The sequence below is a fragment of the Streptomyces sp. NBC_01296 genome (genome assembly GCF_035984415.1).
GTDB lineage: Bacteria > Actinomycetota > Actinomycetes > Streptomycetales > Streptomycetaceae > Streptomyces.
The window spans coordinates 7,046,282-7,065,533 of the sequence record NZ_CP130720.1 but is presented as its reverse complement, the minus strand read 5'-3'; the positions used below and the strand labels follow the sequence as shown (position 1 = coordinate 7,065,533).

The following is a 19,252-nucleotide window of genomic DNA, read 5'->3' as shown; positions in this document are numbered from 1 at the left end:
GGCGCAACCGGACCGCCACCATCACGGCGGGGTGTGAGTCCGCCGGGGCGATACGGGCGGCGATTCAGTCGAGCACGGCCGTGACCGTCCCCGCGCCGACGGTGCGCCCGCCCTCGCGGATCGCGAAGCCGAGCCCCGCCTCCAGCGGCACGTCCCGTCCGAGCTCGACGGTCATCGCGACCGTCTCGCCCGGCCGGGCCACCGCCGCCGCGCCCAGGTCCACGTTCCCCACCACGTCGGCGGTTCGGATGTAGAACTGCGGCCGGTACCCGGACGCCACCGGTGTCGTACGGCCGCCCTCCCGCGCGGAGAGCACGTACACCTGCGCGGTGAAGCGGCGCCTGGGCACGACGCTCCCGGGCGCGGCGACCACCTGCCCGCGGCGTACGCCGTCCCGCGGCACCCCGCGCAGCAGCAGCGCGACGTTGTCCCCGGCCTCGGCGGACTCCATCGGCTTGCCGAAGGTCTCCAGGCCGGTCACCACGGTCTCGACGGGCTCGCCGTCGCCGCCGAGGACGCTCACGCGGTCGCCCATGCGCACGCTGCCGCGCTCGACGGCGCCGGTCACGACCGTCCCGCGTCCGGTGATGGTCAGCACGTTCTCCACCGGCAGCAGGAAAGGCGCGTCCGTGTACCGCACGGGCATGGGCACGTACGTGTCCACGGCGTCGAGCAGTGCCTCGATCGCCCCGGTCCAGCGCGGGTCGCCCTCCAGCGCGCCGAGTCCGGAGACCCGTACGACCGGCGCGCCGTCCCCGCCGTAGCCGTTGGCGGTGAGCAGCTCGCGGACCTCCAGCTCGACCAGGTCGGTGAGCTCGGGGTCCCCGGCGTCGGCCTTGTTGAGCGCGACGACGATGTGGTCGACGCCGACCTGCCGGGCGAGGAGCACGTGCTCGGCGGTCTGTGGCATGACCCCGTCGAGCGCGGAGACGACGAGGATCGCCCCGTCGAGCTGCGCGGCGCCGGTGACCATGTTCTTGACGTAGTCGGCGTGCCCGGGCATGTCCACGTGGGCGTAGTGCCGGGTGTCGGTCTCGTACTCGACGTGCGTGAGGTTGATGGTGATGCCGCGCCGGGCCTCCTCGGGGGCCCGGTCGATCCGGTCGAACGGCACGAAGGAGGCGCCGCCGCGCTCGGACAGGACCTTGGTGATGGCGGCGGTGAGGGTGGTCTTGCCGTGGTCGACGTGACCCATGGTGCCGATGTTGAGGTGCGGCTTGGTGCGCACGAAGGCCGTCTTGGCCATGATGCCTTTTCCCGTTGGTTCGATGATCCGAAACTGCGACGGGACCCCGGAAGCCGAGCCGACCCTCCCCCTGCGGGGTCCGCCGGACTGTCCGGGAAGGGTCAGCTTCGTGCGCCGTCGAATGCGGCGAAGGCAGTTGCCTCGAAGGTTTCGAATGCCTCGAAGAGGAAAGCGGCAGCCTTCGGCGCGTCCGCGACTGCGGACGGCGCTGCGGGGAAGGCGTACCGGGACATGCCCCTGATCCTGCCGGTCCGGCCCCGCTCCGTCTAATGAATTTCCCTGCGGTCAGAGGTTCTTGAGCGCTTCGCGCACGGACAGGGGCGACAGGGCGTCCCGCTCCGCCGCGACGAAGGCGCGGACCGCCTCCGGGTCCGTCTTCGCGTACTCGCGCAGCGCCCAGCCGATCGCCTTGCGGATGAAGAAGTCCGGGTGCCCGCACTGGCGGCGGCAGTAGTCGAAGAGGCGCCCGGTGTCCGTCGCGGACCTGTAGCGCAGCTGGTGGAGGAGGGCGGTGCGGGCGAGCCAGAGGTCCTCGTCCCCGATCCAGTCGTCCATCACGGCCGTGAGCGCCGGGTCGGCGGCCACGAGCGGGCCGACCGCGTGGGCCGCGAGGAGGTCGACGGTGTCCCACCACGGGACGGTGACGATCAGCTGCCGGACCACCGGCAGGAAGCCGGAGGAGCAGACGCGGACGTGGCGGCGCAGATAGTCCACCGCGAAGTAGTGGTACTCGCGTTCCGGGAGCTCCCAGCAGCGCAGCGCGAGCGCTGCCACGTCCGCCTCCGCCGGCTTGGGGGTGTGCGCGGTCACGGCTTTCGACAGCTCGCGCCGCAGCGGGGTGCGGATGCCCAGGAAGGGCGCGACGTCCTTCATGTACGCGGCCATGGACCGGGCCTGCGCCGGGTCGGCGGCCGCTCCGTACGTCGTGGTGAGGCGGTCGAGGAGGGTGTCCGCGAGGGCGCTGTGCGGGACCTTCGGGGGGCGCTGGTCGTTCGGCCGCATGAGGCCCAGATTACGGCGCGGCGCCGCATCGGTCGGCTAGTCTCCCGGGATGTCCCTCCTCCTCGCGCCGTGGACCCGGCTGTCGCTGCTCGTCGTGCTGCTGCTGGCGGCCGGCGTGTGCGTCGTGCTGTACGAGCCCCAGCGCATCCTGTCGGAGGGCTGGCCCCCGGGTCTGCCGGTGGGCACGGCGGTCCTGCTGTTCGCGGCCGCGTACGGGGTGGCCACGGCGGCCCTGGTGCCGCGCCCGCTGCTCAACCTGGCGGCGGGAGCCGTCTTCGGCATCCCGTTCGGCCTGGTCGCGGCGGTCGGCGGCTCCGTCATCGGCGCCGGGATCTCCTTCGGGCTGGGCCGGATGATGGGCCGGGACGCCGTACGGCCGCTGCTGCGCGGCCGCTGGCTGCAGGCGGCCGACGACCAGCTGGCCCGGCACGGCTTCCGCTCGATGCTGGCGGTCCGCATCTTCCCTGGCCTGCCGTTCGCGGTCGCCAACTACTGCGCGGCCGTGTCCCGCTGCGGCTGGCTGCCCTTCCTCCTCGCGACGGCGATCGGGGTCGTCCCGAACACCGCCGCGTACGTGGTCGCGGGTGCGAGCGCCTCCTCGCCGGACTCCCCCGCCTTCCTCGCCTCGTTCGGCTTCATCGCCGTCTCGGCGGTGGCGGCAGCGGTCGTCGGGTGGCGCAAGCGGCACCGGCTGGCGCCCGTACCGGTGTGTGAAACGTACGATCATGCACCGCAGCACCCCCCTGTGGTCAGTGCCGCTCCCCACGGGCCCTAGCATCGGACCCGAACTGCCCGACGATCACAAGGACGAGCGCACCCCGACATGAGCTGGTTCGAATCCCTAATCCTCGGTCTCGTCCAGGGGCTTACGGAGTTCCTCCCGATCTCCTCCAGCGCCCACCTCCGGCTGACCGCGGCATTCGCCGGCTGGCAGGACCCGGGCGCGGCCTTCACCGCGATCACGCAGATCGGCACCGAGGCCGCCGTGCTGATCTACTTCCGCAAGGACATCGCGCGGATCATCTCCACCTGGTTCCGCTCGCTGTTCACGAAGGCGCTGCGCTCGGAGCAGGACGCCAAGATGGGCTGGCTGGTGATCGTCGGGTCGATCCCGATCGGTGTCCTCGGTGTCGCGTTCAAGGACCAGATCACCGGCCCGGCCCGTGATCTTCGACTGACCGCCACCACCCTGATCGTGATGGGCGTCGTACTCGGCATCGCGGACCGGCTGGCCGCCCGCGACGAGGAGGGGGGCCGGCACCGTGCCATCCGTGAGCGCAAGACGCTCAAGGAACTGGGCGTCAAGGACGGCCTGGTCTTCGGTCTGTGCCAGGCCATGGCCCTGATCCCGGGCGTCTCCCGCTCCGGTGCGACGATCTCCGGCGGTCTGCTGCTGGGCTTCACGCGTGAGGCGGCGGCGCGCTACTCCTTCCTGCTCGCCATCCCGGCCGTGCTGGCCTCGGGCGCGTTCGAGATCAAGGACGTGATCGAGAGCCCGGGTCACATCACCTGGGGGCCGACGATCCTCGCCACGGTCATCGCGTTCTTCGTGGGCTACGCCGTCATCGCGTGGTTCATGAAGTTCATCTCCAGCAAGAGCTTCATGCCCTTCGTGATCTACCGGATCGCCCTGGGCATCGCACTGTTCGTACTGATCGGCATGGGCGTGCTCAGCCCCTTCGCCGCCCAGTCGGCCGGCTGACACCGCTGCCGCTCACCGCTTCGCGTGAACCGGAGGCCGCTCGGGAACGTTCCCGGGCGGCCTCCGCGTCGTTGTGCCTGAAGAGACCTGAAGAGACCGGAAGGCAAGCAGCAGGGGGTGTCCCATGGGTCGAGTGGTGCTGGAGCGATTTCCGGCCGGAAGTCCGAGGGGAAGCTGGCCCGCCGAGGAGTACGCCGCCGAGCGGATGCGCGAGGGCGTGCCGGCCGAAGTGGTGATGGACCTGGCCACCGACGCGTTCCTCGTCGTGGTCCGGCAGCGGGAGGCGCATTCCGGTCACTGATCATCCGCGCGGAGATCCGGTGCGCGCACGCCCCTTGGCCTCGCCGCCCCGCGCCCCCACACTGACCCGATGACGCAGCGTGTGGACCTCGCCACGGTCATGGACCGGCTGGCGATCGACGAGGTGGTCACGGGGTACGCGGTGGCCGTGGACGACGGCGACTGGGCGGCGTACCGCGCGCTGTTCGCTCCCGCAGGACGGGCCGACTACAGCTCGGCGGGCGGGATCGAGGGCCCGGCCGCCGAGGTCGCGGACTGGCTCGCGCAGACCATGAGGCTGTTCCCGGTGCGCCAGCACCTCATCGTCAACCGGCTGATCCGGCTGGAGGACCTCGGCGGCTCCCCCGGCGACCGTGCCGAGGTGCGCGCCGACTTCCTCAACCCGATGCGGCTGGCCGGCGAGGAGTTCGACGGGTCGGTGACCGCGCCGAATTTCGTCGCCGCCGGCCGCTACACCTTCGATCTCGCCCGCACCGCCCGCGACGGCTGGCGGCTCACCCGTGTCACCGTGCACGAGAAATGGCGGCACATGTCCGCGTAGACCGTCTCCGGACCCTGCTCGAACGGCCGCCCGGGCGGCCCTGTTCCACACTGGAAGCGGAGGCGCGTCATGCTCTCGAAGCGGACCCGGTGCTGGCGTGCGGCGGCCGCGGCCGCCGCCGGGGCACTGGCTTGCCTCGCCTTTCCCGCCCCCGCGCTCTGGTGGTTCGCGTACGTCGCCCTCGTGCCCTGGATGCTGCTGCTGAGGACGGCACCGACCGGGCGGCGCGCCGCCCTGGAAGGCTGGCTCGGCGGCGCCGGGTTCATCGTCGCCGTCCACCACTGGCTGTGGCCCAGCCTGCACGTGTTCCTGCTGCTCGTGGCGGCCCTGCTGGGGCTTCTCTGGATCCCCTGGGCCCTGCTGGTGCGGGAGTTCCTCGGCGGGGTCCCGGATCCGGGCCGGGCGACGGCCGCACTGTTCCTCGTACCGGCGGGCTGGCTGCTGTCGGAGCTGGCCCGGTCCTGGCAGGGGCTGGGCGGGCCGTGGGGCCTGCTGGGGGCGAGCCAGTGGCAGGTGGCGCCCGCACTGCGGCTCGCCTCGGTGGGCGGGGTGTGGCTGGTGAGCCTGCTGGTGGTGGCGGTGAACTGCGGGCTGGTGCTGCTGATCGCGGTGCCGGGCGCCCGGGTCCCGGCGGTGGCCGGGATGGCGGGGTGCGCGGTGCTGACCGGGGTCGTGTGGCTGTGGGTGCCACGGCCCGAGGTGTCGGGCACGCTCCGCGTGGCCGTCGTCCAGCCGGGCCTGGTGGCGGACGGCCCGGACAGCACCGACCTCCGGTTCGCCGCCGGGGAGCGGCTGACGCGGACGCTGGCCGGGCAGCCGGTGGACCTGGTGGTGTGGGGCGAGAGCAGCGTCGGGGCGGACCTGGCGGCGCGCCCGGACCTGGCCCGGCGCCTCGCTTCGCTCTCCGCCGAGGTCGGCGCCCCGCTGCTGGTCAACGTCGACGCCCGGCGCCCGCCGGGCCCGGACGCGGCGCCGGCCGCAACGGCGGCTGCGCTGCCCGACGGCGGCATCTACAAGAGCTCCGTCCTCGTCGGCCCCCACGGGCCGACCGGCGACCGGTACGACAAGATGCGCCTGGTCCCCTTCGGCGAGTACATACCGGCCCGGTCCCTGCTCGGCTGGGCCACCTCGGTCGGCAAGGCCGCCGGCGAGGACCGCCGGCGCGGCGAGGGCCCGGTGCTGATGCACCTGCCGGGGCGGCCCGGTGTCCGCTTCGGCCCGCTGGTCTGCTTCGAGTCCGCCTTCCCCGACATGAGCCGCCGGCTGACCCGCGACGGGGCCGCCCTGCTGATCGCCCAGTCGGCCACCTCGAGCTTCCAGCACAGCTGGGCCCCGGCGCAGCACGCCTCGCTCGCCGCCGTGCGCGCCGCCGAGGACGGCCGCCCCGTGGTGCACGCCACTCTCACCGGGATCAGCGAGGTGCACGGTCCCTCGGGCGAGCGGATCGGCCCGGCACTGGCGACCTCCGCGCGTGCGGCGCAGGTGTACGAGGTCCCGCTCGCCCGCGGCACGACGCTCTACGTCCGCTTCGGGGACTGGCCCGTGGGGGCCGCCCTCGCGCTGCTGGCGGCGTACTGCACGCTCGAGGGCACCCGGTCGCTCGGGCTCAGGAAGCCTGCTCCAGAGCCGACGACACCACCTGCTCGCACAGCTCGTGGGTGAGCAGCGCGTCGCGGGCACCGACCGTCCTGCCCGCCGCGACCGACTCCAGGAACGCGTCCACGGCCTGCTCGATGCCGCGCTGGCGGGCGACCGGCACCCAGTCCCCGCGGCGCCGCACGGTCGGCTGGCCCCGGTGGTCGATGATCTCGGCGAGGTTGACGACCTGCCGCTTGGTCTCCTGCCCGGACACCTCGAGGATCTCCTCGGTGGACCCGGACAGCCGGTTCATGATGCCGAGCGCGGTGAAGCCGGCGCCCGACAGCTGGAGGACGACCTGGTGCATCAGCCCGTCGCGCACCTGGGCCCGGACGTCGATGTGGTCGGTCTCGCCGGGCAGCAGGAAGCGCAGGGTGTCGACGACGTGGATGAAGTCGTCGAGGACGAAGGTCCGGGGGTCCTCGGGCAGCCCGATCCGGTTCTTCTGCATGACGATCAGGTCACGCGGGTGGTCGGCGCACTGCACGTAGCCGGGCGCGTGGCGGCGGTTGAAGCCGACGGCGAGCGACACCCCGCGCTCCTCGGCCAGTTCGACCAGCCGCCGCGATTCCACGAGCTCGTAGGCGAGGGGCTTGTCCACGTATGTCGGCACGTCGGCCGCGAGCAGCCGTGTCACGATCTCGGGGTGAACGGCCGTCGGGGCGTGCACGAATGCCGCGTCGAGGCCTTCGGCCAGCAGTCCGTCGAGGTCGGTGTGCCGGCGTGCGGCCGGGATGTGGTGCATCTCCCCGATCCGCTCCAGCGTGGCCGGAGTACGGGTCTGCAGGTGCAGCTCGACGCCCGGGCGGGCGGTGAGGACGGGCAGGTACGCCTTCTGGGCGATGTCGCCGAGTCCGATGACGCCGACCTTCACCGGGAACCTCCAGGTTGATCCATACAGGACTTCCGCAGCTTAATCCCTGGTGGCGGGGCCCGCGTTCGCCGAGGATGTCGACCATGACCACCACCACCGGATCCCATCGCACCGAGCCCTCCACCACCGCCGACGAGCGGGAGATGCTGGACGGCTGGCTCGACTACCACCGCTCCACCCTCGCCTGGAAGTGCGAGGGGCTCGGCGACGAGCAGCTGCGCCGTGCCCCGCTCGCCCCCTCCGAACTGAGCCTGCTGGGCCTCGTACGGCACATGGCGGAGGTGGAGCGGTACTGGTTCCGGGAGATCATGCTGGGCGAGGACCTCCCCGAGCTGTACTGCACGCGCGAGGACCCGGACGGGGACTTCCACTTCGGCGCGAACGAGACCTGGTCCCTGACCGAGCAGACCTGGCAGACCGAGGTCGAGCTGGCGCGCCAGGCCGCGGCGGGCCGTTCGCTGGACCTGCTGTCGGATCCCGACAGCCACCACCGCGGCGAGGCGTTCAGCCTGCGCTGGGTCTACACGCACATGATCGAGGAGTACGCGCGCCACAACGGGCACGCGGACCTGCTGCGCGAGCAGATCGACGGCGCCACGGGCGACTGAGGCCCTCCGGTGCGAGCGGGTGCCGGGCCGGTGTCCGGCGGATGTCCGTCACCCGTGCGGGGTCAATATCGGCTCCGGGTTTTCGCAACGGGGTCCTCACACAGCAGAGTTGCGCGAGTGCATCCAACGCGAACCACGACAAAGCTGCTGCTCGGAGTCGCCTGTGCCGTCTCGGCCGTCTCCGGCTGCGTGAATGTGACCCCCGCCCCGATGCAGCCGGCGGCCGCCCCCGGCACCACGGGGGCGCCGCCGCGGTACGGGCCGCGGGGCGGGCCGGGGGCCGCGCCGGTGGCGGTCCAGGCACCCGCCCTGGAGGCGCTGAAGGCCGTACCGGGGCAGTCCGCGCAGCCGGCGGCCGCAGCCGCGAGCCGGCCGGCCGCCCCCCGCAGCGCGGCGGCTCCGGCGGGCACGGCGGCCGCGGCGCCCGAGGGGCCCTCACAGGCCGCCCCGCCGGTGCCGGACATCCCGGAGCCGCACCGGCCCGCCGCACGCCGCCCAGCGGGCCAGGGGGGCCCTACGGACCCGTCGGGGCCGGATGCGCAGGTGCCGCGCGAGCTGGTGAAGGAGCTGCCGGTCCGGCCCGCCGACGTGTGCGCGCTGGGCCGCCGGCACGGCCGCTGGCACCCGGACAGCCCGGAGGCCCGCATCTGCGCGGGCGTCCACGGCGACTGAGCGGGTCAGGGGTGTCTTGCCGATCAGGCCGGACGCCGCGAACCCGGGCCGATCGGCACGACACCCCCTAGGGGTACTGCTCCGGGAACGGCCGGGGGGCCCTGCCCGGTTCCGCGGCCAGGCGCCGCTCCAGCCGGGCGATGGCGGCCCGTACGCCGTTCCCGTACCCGTCGTCGGCCAGGGCCCCGGTGGCGGCCCGGGCCCGGGCCAGGTGCACCCGCGCCGCCTCCGGCCGCTGGAGTTTGACGTAGTCGGCGGCCAGGCTGAGGTGCAGCGACGGGTAGAACACGCGCACCGCGGGATGCGGCTCGTGCCGCGCGGGCAGCCCGTCCCGCGGCCCCCTGCCCCGGCCGTCGGCGGCGGTCAGGGCCCGCAGGTCCCAGGCCAGTTCGTCGGCGGGATCGTCCTGGGCGTCGGCCATGTAGTGCGCGAGCGTGCACCGGTGGAGGCAGTCGCCGTCCTCGCCGATCTCGTTCCAGATCTCGCCGAGGCGGTTGCGGGCCTCCTCGCGGTCACCGGCGTGCAGCAGGATGACGGCCTGGCCGATCCTGGTCATGACGGCGTCCTCCGACGCCTCCTGCTGCTCCGTCACGGCGGCCTCCGGCCTGCTCTGCCAGACCTGCTCCGGTCCGGTCGTCACGACGCTAACCGGAGGCACCGGCAATGGCACCGAGGCGCGTGCGGCGTCAGCCGAGGTTCGGGATCGTCCAGTCGATCGGCGCATGGCCCTGGGCCGCGACGGCCTCGTTGATCTGCGTGAAGGGCCGGGAGCCGAAGAACTTCTTGGCCGACAGCGGGGAGGGGTGGGCGCCCTTGACGACCGCGTGCCGCTCCTCGTCGATGAGCGGGAGCTTCTTCTGGGCGTAGGCGCCCCACAGCACGAAGACGGCCGGGTCGGGCCGGTCGGCCACCGCGCGGATCACCGCGTCGGTGAACTTCTCCCAGCCCTTGCCCTTGTGCGAGTTGGGCTCGGCCTCGCGGACGGTGAGCACCGCGTTGAGCAGCAGGACGCCCTGCTCGGCCCACGGCATCAGGTACCCGTTGTCCGGGACGGGCGTGCCCAGCTCCGCGTGCATCTCCTTGTAGATGTTGCGCAGCGAGGGCGGGGTCTTGACCCCGGGCTGCACGGAGAAGCACAGGCCGTGGCCCTGGCCGGCGCCGTGGTAGGGGTCCTGGCCGAGGACGAGGACCTTCACCTTGTCGAAGGGAGTGGCCTCGAGGGCAGCGAAGACCTGCTCGCGGGGCGGGTAGACCGGCCCGTTCGCCCGCTCCTTCTCGACGAACTCGGTGAGCTCTTTGAAGTAGGGCTGGTCCAGCTCGTCGCCGAGGACGGGGAGCCAGGACTCGGGCAGCATCTGGGTCACGTCTACAACCTCCGGTACAAGTTCGCGCAACTGCGTGGTGCAACAGCTCAGAACCTACCGGGGGCCACTGACAACGCCTCATCCGCGGGCGCCCGGGGGCGCCCGCGGCAGGGGCTACCAGCTGGTCTTGCGGTACAGCTCCCACATCTGGAAGACGGTCTGCGGGTCGAGCGCCCGCTCGGCGCCGGCGATGTCCTCACGGGCGGCGACGTACAGCTTGCCCTGCCACAGCGGCAGCAGCCGGACGTCCTCGGCGAAGATCTGCTGGGCCTGCTCGAACTCGCGGACGCCTGCCGCGCGGTCGCTCTCGCGGCGGGACTTGGGCAGCAGGTCGGTGAGGATCTCGGCGGGCTCGTACGGGGTGCCGACCGCGTTGTCCTTGCCGACGAACGGCGCGATGAAGTTGTCCGGGTCCGGGAAGTCGGGGAACCAGCCGCGGCCGAAGACCGGGTACTCGCCGTTCTTGTAGCCGACCTGGAAGACCTTCCAGGGCTGGCCGCGCAGGGTCACCTTGAAGAGGTTGCTCTCGTCCAGCTGGCGCTTGAGCTCGGTGAACTCGTCGGCGGTGGAGGCGCCGTAGCGGTCGGTGGTGTACCAGAAGGTCAGCTCCACCGGCTGGGTGATCCCGGCGTCCTTGAGGATCTTCTGGGCCTTCTTGACGTCGCCCTGGCCGTACTTGTCGTAGAACGGCGTCTTGTGGCCCACGACCCCCTTGGGGACCATCGAGTACAGCGGCTCGGCGGTGCCCTGGTAGACCTTGGAGACGATCGCGCCGCGGTCGATGATCTGGGCGATCGCCTGGCGCACCGCCAGCTTGGCGACCTGCGGGTCCTTGGGGTTGAAGACCAGGTAGCGGATCTCGGCGCCGACGTTCTCGACGACCTGGACGCCCAGCCCGTGCGAGGCGGGGGTCTGCAGGTCCTTGATCTCCGGGGCCGACAGACCGCGGTAGGTGGCGTCGATCTCCTTGTCCTTGAGCGCGGCGACCATCTTGGTGGAGTCCGCGAAGTAGCGGATGGTCACCCCGTCGTTACGCCGGTTCGCGAAGCCGTTGTAGGTCCCGTTCTTGCCGAGGACCGCCTCGCTGCCTTCCTTGTACGAGTCGAGCACGAACGGGCCGGAGCCGGTGACCTTGCCGTCCTCCCGCACCTTGTCGGCCGGGTAGTCCTTGGGGGCGACCAGCGAGGCGGCCGGCGAGCCGAGGACGAAGGGGAAGGTGGCGTCCGGGGTCTTCAGGTGGAAGACGACCGTCAGCGCGTCCGGGGTCTCGATCTTGTCCAGGCTGCCGAACAGGCCCAGCGGACCGGTCTGGGAGTTGATCGTCCGGATCCGGTCGAGCGAGTGCTTGACGGCCTTGGCGTCGAGCGCCTCGCCGTCGGAGAACTTCAGGCCCTTCTTCAGGGTGCACCGGTACGACTCGTTCGCCGCGTCGGTGAACTCGCAGTTCTGGGCGGCGTCGGGCTGGGGCTTGGTGGATCCCGTGGGGAACGCCAGCAGGGTCTGGTAGACGTTCCGGTACAGCTCCCAGGAGCCGTCCCAGGCGGCGGCGGGATCGAGGGTGCTCGGGGAGCTCGTCGTGCCGACGACGATCCTCTTCGCGGCGTCACTGCTGTCGTCCGAAAGCAGACCGCATCCGGCGAGCAGGGATATGGACGCAAGGGCCGCAGTGATCTGCAGGCATCTGGTCCGGATGAACACGTGCACGCTCCTCGATCAGCCAGGGGTGCGGCAGACCCTACCGCAGTGACACACAAATCCAATGGGCAGGTTTCATGTGACACTTGACCGATTTCGTGCATATTAGGTACGCATTTGCCTCCCCTCAGGAGGCAAATGCGTCCGATTACCGATCAGTGCACTCCGGCATTGAGGAACATTCCTCCGTCAACGACGAGAGTTTGTCCCGTGATCCATTCCGCTTGTGCAGATGTAAGAAAAGCCGCGGCCCCGCCGATGTCCTCGGGGAGCCCGAGCCGGCCGAGCGGGTAGGCCGCCGAGGCCTCCTGCTCCCGGCCCTCGTAGAGCGCCTGGGCGAATTTGGTCTTGACCACCGCGGGGGCGATCGCGTTCACGCGGACCCCGGGTGCCATCTCGTGGGCGAGCTGGAGGGTGAGGTTGACCATGGCGGCCTTGCTCATCCCGTACGCGCCGATGAAGGGCGAGGCGGAGACGCCCGCGATGGACGCGATGTTCACGATCGCACCGCCGTTGTCCTTCTGCCAGGCGTGCCAGGTCCGCTGGGCGAAGCCGAGCGCCGAGATCACATTGGTCTCGAAGACCTTGCGCGCGATGGCGAGGTCCAGGTCCGCGATCGGACCGAAGACCGGGTTGGTGCCCGCGTTGTTGATCAGGAAGTCGACCCGTCCGAAGGCCTCCATCGTCCGCTCGACCGCGACGACCTGGTGGGCCTCGTCGTGCGCCTTGCCGGCGACCCCGATCACCCGGTCCGCGCCGAGCGCCTCGACGGCCTCCTTGAGGGCGTCCTCGTTGCGCCCGGTGATGCACACCCGGTCGCCGCGGGCGACGAGCGCCTCGGCGATGCCGTAGCCGATGCCCCGGCTCGCACCGGTGATCAGTGCGACCTTGCCGCTGTCCGGTGCGTTCGTGCTGCTGTTCGTCATGAGCCTGCGCCCTGCCTCTCGTCAGTTGAGCGGGCCGCCGGCCACGTACATGACCTGGCCGGAGACGAAGCCGGCGGCCTCGCCCGTGAAGAACGCGATCGCGTTGGCGATGTCGTCCGGGCGGCCGACGCGCTGGACGGGGATCTGCGAGGCCGCGCCGGCCTGCAGCTCCTCGAAGCCCACGCCCATGCGCGCGGCCGTCTGGGCGGTCATCTCCGTGGCGATGAAACCGGGGGCGACGGCGTTGGCGGTGACGCCGAACTTGCCGAGCTCGATGGCCAGGGTCTTGGTGAAGCCCTGCAGGCCGGCCTTGGCCGCGGAGTAGTTGACCTGGCCCCGGTTGCCCAGCGCCGAGCTGCTGGAGAGGTTGACGATGCGGCCGAACTTGGCCTCCACCATGTACTTCTGACAGGCCTTCGACATCAGGAACGCACCGCGCAGGTGGACGTTCATGACGGTGTCCCAGTCGTTCTCGCTCATCTTGAAGAGCAGGTTGTCGCGCAGCACACCCGCGTTGTTGACCAGGATGGTCGGGGCGCCCAGGGTGCTCGCGACGCGCTCGACGGCCGCCTCCACCTGCGCCGCGTCGGAGACGTCGCAGCCGACCGCCAGGGCCTTGCCGCCGGCCGCGGTGATCGCCTCGACGGTGTCCTTGCAGGCCGCCTCGTCAAGGTCGAGCACGGCGACCGCCCGGCCTTCGGCGGCCAGACGCGCGGCGGTGGCCGCGCCGATGCCCCGGGCCGCCCCGGTCACGATCGCGACGCGCTGCTCGGTGGTGGACATGGTGGATCTCCTCGCGCTCGGAATCCTCATCAGCGGCTCCCCGTGGGTGAGCAACCGCTTAGTAGCTTCAGCTGAGGAGACGCTAGGAGCCCTGGCACCCGGTGTCAACGGCACCCGGCCCCAAGGCTCCTCACGTCATGAAGACCGCCGTCCGGTTCGCCGTACGGCCGCCGTCCGGATCAGCGCACCAGCAGGTCCAGCAGCCGTTCCACCTCGGCCTCCGGGTCGGTCGTCAGTCCGGTGTGCACCGGCCCGGGCTGCACCACCGTGCTGCGCGGGGCGATCAGCCAGCGGAACCTGCGGCCCGCGTCGTCGCCCGCCGCCTGGCCGGCCCGCTCGCCGCCGGTGCACACGCCCTCGACCCCGCGCAGGGCGGCGCGTACGCCGGCCACGTCGGCCTCCGGGTCCAGGACGAGGAGCTTGGCCTCGTCCAGGTGGGTGCGCGCGGCCACGTAGGAGCGCGCCCGGCAGTAGACGATCACTCCGGCGTTGAAGCACTCGCCGCGCTCCATCCGGGGCACCACGCGCACCAGCGCGTACTCGAACACGTCCCGCTTGGTCACTCGCCGTCGCTCTTCTTCTTGGTCTTGTGGGGCCATTCGGTCAGATGGTCGGTCAGCCACCCGGGCGGCTCGGAGGGGGCCTTCACCTCGGCCTCCATCGAGATCCTCTCGTGGATCGTGGCCGCGCGCGGCAGCAGCACCTCCACGTAGGCGCGGCGCACCGCGTCGGTGGAGTCGAAGCCCGGCTCGTCGACCAGCCACTCGTCGGGCACGTCGGCGACGACCTCCTCGAGCAGGTCCCGGGTCACCAGGGGCGCGAGCGCGGCGGCGGCCGACGCGATGTCCGGGCCGACGGGGGCCAGGACGTGGTCGGAGGCGTTGTACGGCTTGGCCGCGGCGCTCTGGGCAGTGGGCCAGTTGTGGTGCCAGATCATGGTGGCGCCGTGGTCGATGAGCCACAGGTCCCCGTGCCAGACCAGCATGTTCGGGTTGCGCCAGGACCGGTCGACGTTGTTGATCAGCGCGTCGAACCAGACCACGCGTCCCGCCTCGGCGGGGTCCACCTGGTACGCGAGCGGGTCGAAGCCGATCGACCCGGGCAGGTAGTCCATCCCGAGGTTGAGCCCGCCGCTGGCCTTCAGCAGCTCCTGGACCTCCTGGTCGGGTTCGCCGAGCCCGATGACGGGGTCGAGCTGCATCTGCACCAGCCGCGGGACCCGCAGGCCCAGCCGCTGCGCCAGGCGCCCGCAGACGACTTCGGCGACCAGGGTCTTGCGGCCCTGGCCGGCTCCGGTGAATTTCATGACGTAGGTACCGAGGTCGTCGGCCTCGACGATCCCCGGGAGCGAGCCGCCCTCACGCAGGGGCGTGACGTAACGGGTCGCGATCACTTCGGACAACATCCGCCCAGGTTACGGGGGTCAGTGCGCGGGAGCCCACTGCGCGAGCAGGGCTTCGGCCGTGGTGACGGTCGCGACGAGCGCCAGGCAGTTGCGGATCACCTCGGCGGTGTACGCGGCGGGCACCCCCGCGATGGCGTCGGACGGCACCACCACCCGGTAGCCGAGGTTGACGGCGTCGAAGACGGTGTTCGGGATCGCGATGTTCGAGGAGACCCCCGCGACGACGAGGGTGCGGATGCCGAGGTTGCGCAGGAGGGCGTCCACGTCGGTGCCGGAGATCGGCGAGAGCCCGTGCAGCCGGCGGACCACCAGGTCGTTCTCGGCCACTTCGATCGGGGCCGCCACCTCCACCGCCCGGCTCCCGGACAGCTGCCGGACGGGCAGCTTCCCGGCGGCCCGGAACAGCCGCGCATTGGCGTTGGCCGCCAGCCCGTCCGGCCGCCGCTCGGCGATCGCGTGCAGCACCTGGACGCCGGCTGCGTGCGCGGCGTCGACCAGCGCGGCCACCCGCCCCAGCATCCCCGAGTCCCGGGCCTCCTTGGCGAGCTCGGGCAGGGCGCTCTCCTCGCCGACGACGCCGTTCTGGCATTCGACGGTGAGCAGCGCGGTGGTGGCGGGATCGAGTTCCGGCATGGCTCCCCCTGGCGTGACGACCATCGATCCCGCATGATTCCTGACACTCAGTCAGATGTGAAGGGGTGCGGGACGGATGGACGGATCACAGCGGCGGGGCCGCCGCATCATGATGACCGACGCAGAAGTGGACGGCTTCCTGCGCGAGCAGCGCACCTGCCGGGTGGCGACCGTCTCGCCGGACGGCCGCCCGCACGTGGGCGCCCTGTGGTTCGCCTGGGACGGCAGCTCCCTGTGGCTGTACTCGATCACGCGCAGCCGCCGCTGGTCCGACCTGCGGGGAGACCCGCGGATCTCGGTGGTCGTGGACGCGGGCGAGACGTACGACGAACTGCACGGGGTCGAACTCTCCGGCAGCGCCGTCTTCGTGGGCGAGGCCCCGCGCACGGGCGAGGCCTGCCCGGAGCTCGCCGAGGTGGAACGGCTGTTTCCCGCCAAGAACTTCGGCATCGAGGAGATGCCGCACGACGGCCGCCACGCGTGGATCCGCCTCACCCCGGAGTCGATCGTCTCCTGGGACTTCCGCAAACTCTGACGCCCCTTGGGCCCTGATGTCCTAGAGCACCGCCGCGGCGGCCTGCCGCAGGGCCTCGACGGCGGCCCGGATCGAGGGCCGCCGGTCGGCGTCCGCCCGCCAGACGACGTACACGTGGCGGCGCACCGCGTCGCTCACGGGCAGCAGCCGGACCCCGGGCGGCACCGGGCCGCGCCCGAGCCTGGGCGTCACGCACACCCCGAGCCCGGCCTCCACGAAGGCCAGCTGGGTGTGGTGCTCCTCGGCGATGTGCGCGATGCGCGGCTCGATGCCGGCGCCGCGCAGGGTGTACACGAGCCACTCGTGGCAGAACTGGCCCTCGTTCCAGGAGATCCAGTCGTCTTCGGCGAACTCGGAGAGGGAGATCCGGTCGCGGTCGGCCAGCCGGTGCGCGGCCGGCACGGCGATGTCGCAGGAGTCGTCGAGCAGGTGCGCCCGAGTGAGCTCGGCGGGCACCGGCATCCGCTTGTTGTGCCAGTCGATGGCCAGCGCCAGGTCCAGGTCGCCGCGCACGACGGCCGCCATGCTGTCCTCGGGCTCCCGCTCCCTCACCAGGGGTCGCAGTTCGGGGTGTCCGGCGCGCAGGGCGGTCAGCGCCTGGGGCAGCAGCCCGCGCATGGCGGTCGGGAAGGCGCCGATCCGCAGCTCGCCGACGGCGCAGCCCCGCTGGGCCTCCACATCGGCCTGGGCGAGCTCCACCTGGGAGATGATCCGGGCCGCGTGATCGGCGAGCAGCCGGCCCGCGTCCGTGAGCCGGACCCCGCGGCCGTTCTTGGCCAGCAGCGGCTGGCCGACCTCCCGCTCCAGCTTGGCCATCTGCTGGGAGACGGCGGAGGTGGTGACGTGGAGCCCGTCGGCCGCGCCGCTGACCGAGCCGTGGCGGGCGAGGGCGTCGAGGGTACGCAGGCGCTCCAGGTTCAACATGTAAGCGATGCTACGCCGTCACCGCGAAGAAGTCTCGCTTGTCCTACGCGGTTGGGCGGAGCAGAGTACCCCGCATGAGCGCACCCGCCACCCCTCGCCCCACTCTCTCCCCACCGGTCGCCCCCGCCCGGACCAGGCGGGTGGACTGGCGGCTCCGCTTCGCGGTCCTCTCGGTGGTCTGGGGCTTCAGCTTCCTGCTGATCAAGGTGGGTACGGAGGCGTACGCCCCGTTCCAGGTCGCCCTCGGCCGGGTGCTGTTCGGTGCGCTGGCGCTGCTGGCCGTGCTCGCGGTCCGCCGCGAGCCGCTCCCCCGGGGCCGCCGCACCTGGGCGCACCTGGCCGTCTCGGCGCTCCTGCTCAACACCGCCCCGTTCTCGCTCTTCTCGTACGCCGAGCTGAGCATCCCGTCGGGCCTGGCCGGGATCTGCAACGCCACCTCGCCGCTGTGGGGCATGGCGCTGTCGCTGGTGGCCCTGTCGGAGGACCGCCCGACGCGCCGCCGCTTCGCCGGCCTGGGCCTGGGCTTCCTCGGCGTCCTGACGGTCCTCGGCGCCTGGCAGGGCTTCTCGGGCATCGACGCCAAGGGCACCGCGCTCGCCCTGCTCGCCTCGCTCTGCTACCCGATCGGCTGGATCTACGTCCGGCGCACGCTGGCCTCGGTCCCGGGCTCGCCGGTGGCGCTGACCGGAGCCCAGCTGATGCTCTCCGCACTCCAACTGCTGGCGATCAGCGCCGCGTTCACCTCGACCCCCGCCTCGTTCCCGCTCTGGCCGACCCTCTCGGTGATCGCGCTGGGCGCCCTGGGCACGGGGATGGCCCTGCAGATGCAGTACGGCCTGGTGGCGGAGGTCGGCCCGACCACGGCCCAGATGGTCACGTACTTCATCCCGGTCATCGCCACCGCGGCGGGCGTCCTGCTCCTCGGCGAACAGCTCCACTGGAACACCCCGGTGGGCGCCGCGATCGTCCTGGCCGGAGCGGCCCTGACCCAGACCCGCCGCCGCTAGGCGGCGTCAGTCGAAGCGGCCGCCCGTCGCGGGCCGGACCGATGCGGCCACCGCGGCCGCGAGCCCCGGCACTTCGCCGATCCGCACGCCCGACACCGTGATCCGCACGCCCGGCCCCGACTCCACCCGGAACCGGCTGCCCGGGGCCACCGCCCAGCCCGCGGCCAGCAGCCGCGTCACCGCCCCCGTCTCGTCGGCGACGGGCACCCATACGTTCATCCCGGTGCGCCCGTGGGCCCGTACGCCCCGCTCCCGCAGGGCCGTGACCAGCCCGTCCCGCCGTTCCCCGTACGAGCGCGCGACCGCCGCCCGGTCCACCGCGCCCGAGGTCCACAGCTCGACCACCGCGTACTGGAGCAGCCGGCTCACCCAGCCCGGGCCGAGCCTCTGCCGCCCCCGTACCCGGTCCAGGGTCACGGGGTCGCCGGTCAGCACCGCGAGGCGCAGGTCGGGCCCGTACGCCTTCGCCGTGGACCGCACCAGCGCCCAGTGCCGGGTCACCCCGCCCAGCGAGTGCAGCGGCAGGTCCACGATGGCGTGCCCGTGGTCGTCGTCGACCACCAGCACCTCCGGGTACCGCGCCAGTACGCCGCGCAGCTGCGCCGCCCGGTCCGCGCCGACGGCGGCCCCGGTCGGGTTCTGCGCCCGCGCCGTCACCAGCAGCGCCCGTGCGCCCTCCGCTAGCACCCGTTCCACCGCCGAGACGACCGGTCCTTCGTCGTCCACCGCCACCGGCACCACGCGCAGACCCAGCGCCGCCGCCAGGTCCAGCACGCTCCCCCAGCCCGGATCCTCGATGGCCACCGCGTCCCCCGGCCGCAGGTGCGAGGCCAAGACCCGCTCGATCCCGTCCAGCGCGCCCGAGGTCACCCCCACCGGCCCGGCGGGCACCCCGTCCGCGTCGAGGTCGGCCCGGGCCAGCCGCTGCAGCTCCGGTACCACCGGGTCGTCCCCGTACAGCGTGGGGGCCTGTGCGTACCGGCGCGCGGCCGCGGCCAGGGCCCCGTCCAACGAGGGCAGCAGCCGTACGTCCGGATTCCCCGAGGCGACGTCCCGCGCCCCGGGCGGCACCGCCATCCGCAGTTCGTCCCGCGGCGCACTCGCCGGCCGCCCCCGCACCCGACTGCCGCGGCGCCCGTCGGTCTCGATGACCCCGCGCTCGCGCAGCGTCCGGTACGCGGCGGCCACGGTGTTCGGGTTCACCCCGAGCACCCCCGCGAGCTCCCGCATCGGCGGCAGCAGCGCTCCCGGCGCGAGCGCGCCCGATCCGACGCCCGCTTCGACACTGGCCGCGATATCCGATGCGCGACGCCCTGTGATCCGATACTCTCCTAGCACAAAGTAAAGTATGCACTAGTACAACGGAGCGCGCCACCATGACCGCCACGACCGACACG

The 19,252-nt window shown here is 72.3% G+C and carries 23 protein-coding genes; 9 read left to right on the top strand and 14 right to left on the bottom strand.

The window, feature by feature from the left end; all coding sequences use genetic code 11:
- Positions 1–64 precede the first annotated feature (64 nt).
- The 3 genes from tuf to OG299_RS32270 form a co-directional block, all read right to left on the bottom strand.
- Positions 65–1,246 (bottom strand): elongation factor Tu, encoded by a 1,182-nt coding sequence (tuf, locus tag OG299_RS32280; protein ID WP_327363356.1) that lies wholly within the window; start codon positions 1,244–1,246, stop codon positions 65–67.
- Between the two features lie 101 nt (positions 1,247–1,347).
- On the bottom strand, positions 1,348–1,479 hold the full coding sequence (locus tag OG299_RS32275; protein WP_267000744.1) for a hypothetical protein: 132 nt from the start codon (positions 1,477–1,479) through the stop codon (positions 1,348–1,350).
- 52 nt (positions 1,480–1,531) lie between these two features.
- The gene (locus OG299_RS32270) at positions 1,532–2,248 is read right to left on the bottom strand and encodes a DNA alkylation repair protein (protein WP_327363355.1); all 717 of its coding nucleotides are present in this window, start codon (positions 2,246–2,248) and stop codon (positions 1,532–1,534) included.
- A 49-nt stretch (positions 2,249–2,297) separates the two neighbouring features.
- Here OG299_RS32270 and OG299_RS32265 point away from each other — a divergent pair, with 49 nt between their 5' ends.
- The 5 genes from OG299_RS32265 (at position 2,298) to lnt (ending at position 6,453) form a co-directional block, all read left to right on the top strand.
- Positions 2,298–3,023: a TVP38/TMEM64 family protein gene (locus OG299_RS32265; RefSeq protein ID WP_266631383.1), complete on the top strand. Its 726-nt coding sequence runs from the start codon at positions 2,298–2,300 to the stop codon at positions 3,021–3,023.
- Positions 3,024–3,071: 48 nt separating this feature from the next.
- Positions 3,072–3,950 (top strand): undecaprenyl-diphosphate phosphatase, encoded by an 879-nt coding sequence (locus tag OG299_RS32260; protein ID WP_266631381.1) that lies wholly within the window; start codon positions 3,072–3,074, stop codon positions 3,948–3,950.
- Positions 3,951–4,074: 124 nt separating this feature from the next.
- Complete coding sequence (locus OG299_RS32255; protein WP_099893904.1) at positions 4,075–4,251, top strand: DUF8839 family protein; 177 nt, start codon at positions 4,075–4,077, stop codon at positions 4,249–4,251.
- 69 nt (positions 4,252–4,320) lie between these two features.
- A complete protein-coding gene (locus OG299_RS32250; protein ID WP_266631376.1) occupies positions 4,321–4,791 on the top strand; it encodes a nuclear transport factor 2 family protein in 471 nt (156 codons plus the stop codon).
- A 69-nt stretch (positions 4,792–4,860) separates the two neighbouring features.
- Positions 4,861–6,453, top strand: coding sequence for an apolipoprotein N-acyltransferase (gene lnt, locus OG299_RS32245; RefSeq protein WP_327363354.1), 1,593 nt, complete (start codon positions 4,861–4,863; stop codon positions 6,451–6,453).
- On the opposite strand, the gene OG299_RS32240 is transcribed toward lnt, so the two are convergent.
- Positions 6,398–7,303, bottom strand: coding sequence for a Gfo/Idh/MocA family protein (locus OG299_RS32240; protein ID WP_266631372.1), 906 nt, complete (start codon positions 7,301–7,303; stop codon positions 6,398–6,400). The two genes, lnt and OG299_RS32240, sit on opposite strands and share 56 nt — an antisense overlap.
- An 83-nt stretch (positions 7,304–7,386) precedes the next feature.
- On the opposite strand from OG299_RS32240, the gene OG299_RS32235 reads away from it, so the two are divergent.
- Positions 7,387–7,911, top strand: a complete 525-nt coding sequence (locus tag OG299_RS32235) for a DinB family protein (protein WP_327363352.1) — start codon at positions 7,387–7,389, stop codon at positions 7,909–7,911.
- 117 nt (positions 7,912–8,028) lie between these two features.
- The gene (locus OG299_RS32230) at positions 8,029–8,583 is read left to right on the top strand and encodes a hypothetical protein (protein ID WP_327363350.1); all 555 of its coding nucleotides are present in this window, start codon (positions 8,029–8,031) and stop codon (positions 8,581–8,583) included.
- A 67-nt stretch (positions 8,584–8,650) separates the two neighbouring features.
- On the opposite strand, the gene OG299_RS32225 is transcribed toward OG299_RS32230, so the two are convergent.
- From OG299_RS32225 to OG299_RS32190, 8 genes are all read right to left on the bottom strand, one after another.
- Entirely contained in the window at positions 8,651–9,175 is a 525-nt protein-coding gene (locus tag OG299_RS32225; RefSeq protein ID WP_266633709.1) for a hypothetical protein, read from the bottom strand.
- A 94-nt stretch (positions 9,176–9,269) separates the two neighbouring features.
- Positions 9,270–9,938 (bottom strand): uracil-DNA glycosylase, encoded by a 669-nt coding sequence (locus OG299_RS32220; RefSeq protein ID WP_266633707.1) that lies wholly within the window; start codon positions 9,936–9,938, stop codon positions 9,270–9,272.
- Positions 9,939–10,061: 123 nt separating this feature from the next.
- Entirely contained in the window at positions 10,062–11,645 is a 1,584-nt protein-coding gene (locus tag OG299_RS32215; protein WP_266631366.1) for an ABC transporter substrate-binding protein, read from the bottom strand.
- A gap of 152 nt (positions 11,646–11,797) precedes the next feature.
- The gene (locus tag OG299_RS32210; protein ID WP_266631364.1) at positions 11,798–12,568 is read right to left on the bottom strand and encodes an SDR family oxidoreductase; all 771 of its coding nucleotides are present in this window, start codon (positions 12,566–12,568) and stop codon (positions 11,798–11,800) included.
- A 21-nt stretch (positions 12,569–12,589) separates the two neighbouring features.
- Positions 12,590–13,351, bottom strand: coding sequence for a 3-oxoacyl-ACP reductase FabG (gene fabG / locus OG299_RS32205; RefSeq protein ID WP_266631362.1), 762 nt, complete (start codon positions 13,349–13,351; stop codon positions 12,590–12,592).
- A gap of 179 nt (positions 13,352–13,530) precedes the next feature.
- Positions 13,531–13,914: a DUF3037 domain-containing protein gene (locus OG299_RS32200; RefSeq protein WP_327363349.1), complete on the bottom strand. Its 384-nt coding sequence runs from the start codon at positions 13,912–13,914 to the stop codon at positions 13,531–13,533.
- Positions 13,911–14,756, bottom strand: coding sequence for a HipA family kinase (locus OG299_RS32195; RefSeq protein WP_327363348.1), 846 nt, complete (start codon positions 14,754–14,756; stop codon positions 13,911–13,913). Before OG299_RS32195 ends, OG299_RS32200 begins: the two co-directional genes overlap by 4 nt.
- 18 nt (positions 14,757–14,774) lie before the next feature.
- Positions 14,775–15,389: a cysteine hydrolase family protein gene (locus OG299_RS32190; RefSeq protein ID WP_266631356.1), complete on the bottom strand. Its 615-nt coding sequence runs from the start codon at positions 15,387–15,389 to the stop codon at positions 14,775–14,777.
- 76 nt (positions 15,390–15,465) lie between these two features.
- Between OG299_RS32190 and OG299_RS32185 the strand changes: the two genes are divergently transcribed.
- Positions 15,466–15,924, top strand: coding sequence for a pyridoxamine 5'-phosphate oxidase family protein (locus tag OG299_RS32185; RefSeq protein ID WP_266631354.1), 459 nt, complete (start codon positions 15,466–15,468; stop codon positions 15,922–15,924).
- A 21-nt stretch (positions 15,925–15,945) separates the two neighbouring features.
- On the opposite strand, the gene OG299_RS32180 is transcribed toward OG299_RS32185, so the two are convergent.
- Positions 15,946–16,848: a LysR family transcriptional regulator gene (locus tag OG299_RS32180; RefSeq protein ID WP_327363347.1), complete on the bottom strand. Its 903-nt coding sequence runs from the start codon at positions 16,846–16,848 to the stop codon at positions 15,946–15,948.
- Between the two features lie 74 nt (positions 16,849–16,922).
- Here OG299_RS32180 and OG299_RS32175 point away from each other — a divergent pair, with 74 nt between their 5' ends.
- Positions 16,923–17,855 (top strand): DMT family transporter, encoded by a 933-nt coding sequence (locus OG299_RS32175; RefSeq protein WP_327363346.1) that lies wholly within the window; start codon positions 16,923–16,925, stop codon positions 17,853–17,855.
- Positions 17,856–17,861: 6 nt separating this feature from the next.
- Here OG299_RS32175 and OG299_RS32170 read toward each other — a convergent pair whose 3' ends face one another.
- Complete coding sequence (locus OG299_RS32170) at positions 17,862–19,193, bottom strand: aminotransferase class I/II-fold pyridoxal phosphate-dependent enzyme (RefSeq protein WP_327363345.1); 1,332 nt, start codon at positions 19,191–19,193, stop codon at positions 17,862–17,864.
- Positions 19,194–19,252 lie beyond the last annotated feature (59 nt).